Source organism: Bdellovibrionales bacterium, assembly GCA_019750295.1.
GTDB lineage: Bacteria > Bdellovibrionota > Bdellovibrionia > Bdellovibrionales > JAGQZY01 > JAIEOS01.
Map to the genome: position 1 here is coordinate 1 of JAIEOS010000155.1, position 1,848 is coordinate 1,848.

The following is a 1,848-nucleotide window of genomic DNA, read 5'->3' on the forward strand; positions in this document are numbered from 1 at the left end:
TTGGTTTGCCAATGCACCGTCGGAGAACGCTGCCATCGGGAGATGCTTTTGCTTATAGCTCAGAAAAAATATGGAGCACTGGTAGATCCAGTTTTCCATACTTATGCGCAGTTTGAGAAGAGAATCCCCTATCTCAATGATACGATAAGGTTGGGATAGATCACTTGATTTTCGAACAGAGGGAGAAATTGTGAAAGGACTTTTATTTATGGCTTTTATTGGAACCGTGGGTTGCGCGGTCAATTCCCCGCCGACGGAAAAAAGCATCCCTAAAACAGGAATCGCAAAAATAATGGAGAAGCCGCTCATCACAGGAGCCAGCGTGAGCGCTGGACATTTAGCCACAAGCCCCGGAAAAATTCTCGCACTCCGCCACACGTCTGCAAGTCAGATTAAGACGGTAGCCCAAGGTGGGCGCACCAGCTTAGATACCGTAGCTCGGTTAAGCGATAAAGACTTCGAGGACCGAACCGTGGTGATTGCGGTCGATGCTTTCTTTTGGGACTCATTTTCTCCCCAATCCGAAAAAAGCTTGGACGTTTTAAAGGGATTTATTGAACGTACCGCTAAGTTGGAGATTCCTTTAGTGCTGGGGGAGGTTCCTCTCCTCGCTCCGCAACGACAGAGAAGTGCTGGGGCCATCAACGCCGCAATTCATAACGCCTGCGAAAGAATCAAAAAATGCTTCGTTCTCCCGTTTGATGAAATCGTCAAACAGATTCTCCGCGACGGTTTTTTAGACGTCGATGGAAAACGCTATAAGCTGAATCAGCTCCTCCCGGATGGCTTGCACGTGAACGGCATCGCCAGCAATCATCTTGCCGATCGTATCGAAAGATTATTAACCACTCCCTAGACCACGAACCTCAGTTTTTTAAATAAAACTTTCGACTTTATGGAATTCCGAGGACTGGATCCCAGTGAAGAGGATACTCAAACGATCGTAGATAGCACTGTCAATCACTGGAGGCTTACTCTTCCTTGGGTGCCCCTGCTCCTTCCATTTCGTTTCGTCGGTCAGTATTCCATCGACCATAAAAAGCTGCGATTCTTTTCCCGATTTGTCGCGAATTCGAATTTTTGCGGAAAAAAGCTTCCACATCCTCTGAGCCCGCCAAACGGTGTGGGCTGCTCCGATAAACATCCGCTCGAATTTATCTGCGACGTCGCTCGCACTCAGCTCGTCTTCCGCAGCTTCGCATTCGCTCTCTAAGACCTCATCGGCCTGCATTTTCTTTTTCCTCCACAACCAAGTTCCGCAGGCCACCATGTCGCGAAGACTTAAAAAATCCTTTGGATCTATTGAGTGCCGCTCGCAGAACTCGCTCCAACCGGATTGAATCAGGGTGGGCTCTACAAAGTCGAAAAAGGGCTGGCCCCACTCGCCACTTTGCAGAAATCCCCAAACCATTTGGACCTGCTCTAGGCGCTCCATGCTTCTTATGGGACCGATACGATGAACCGAATCGTATTCGGTGGAGAGAGAAGTTAAATCTCGTGCCAAAAAGAAAATCGGCTTTCGACTCCCCCGCAAGGCGACGTTGTATCGAGGCTTAAGTTTTTTAATTTCATCACTTTCTAATAGAGCGGCCTCGAGAGGAGTCGCGCAAGTGGTCACTTGAATGTCCCAAACTTGAGCCATCATTTCTAACTTGCGACGATCCCGATGAGAGATTCCACGAAAGTAACTGTTCACGCGAGTTTTAAGGGAGGTCGCTTTCCCGACATAAAGAACGGTTCCATCCTGAGATAGCATTTTATAAACGCCAGGTTCATCCGGAAGTTTTAAGCGCTTGTCTCGTTCCATTCGGTACTGAAAACTTTCGGCCTTCTTTGCTTTGTCTTTTT

At 48.1% G+C, this 1,848-nt stretch carries 2 protein-coding genes; one reads left to right on the forward strand and one right to left on the reverse strand.

Translation table 11 applies throughout. The features are described 5' to 3' along the window. Positions 1 to 190: 190 nt before the first annotated feature. A complete protein-coding gene (locus K2Q26_16305; GenBank protein ID MBY0317083.1) occupies positions 191 to 856 on the forward strand; it encodes a hypothetical protein in 666 nt (221 codons plus the stop codon). Positions 857 to 874: 18 nt separating this feature from the next. Here K2Q26_16305 and K2Q26_16310 read toward each other — a convergent pair. Next, on the reverse strand, positions 875 to 1,848 hold a 974-nt coding region (locus tag K2Q26_16310; GenBank protein MBY0317084.1), incomplete at its 5' end, for a nucleotide excision repair endonuclease.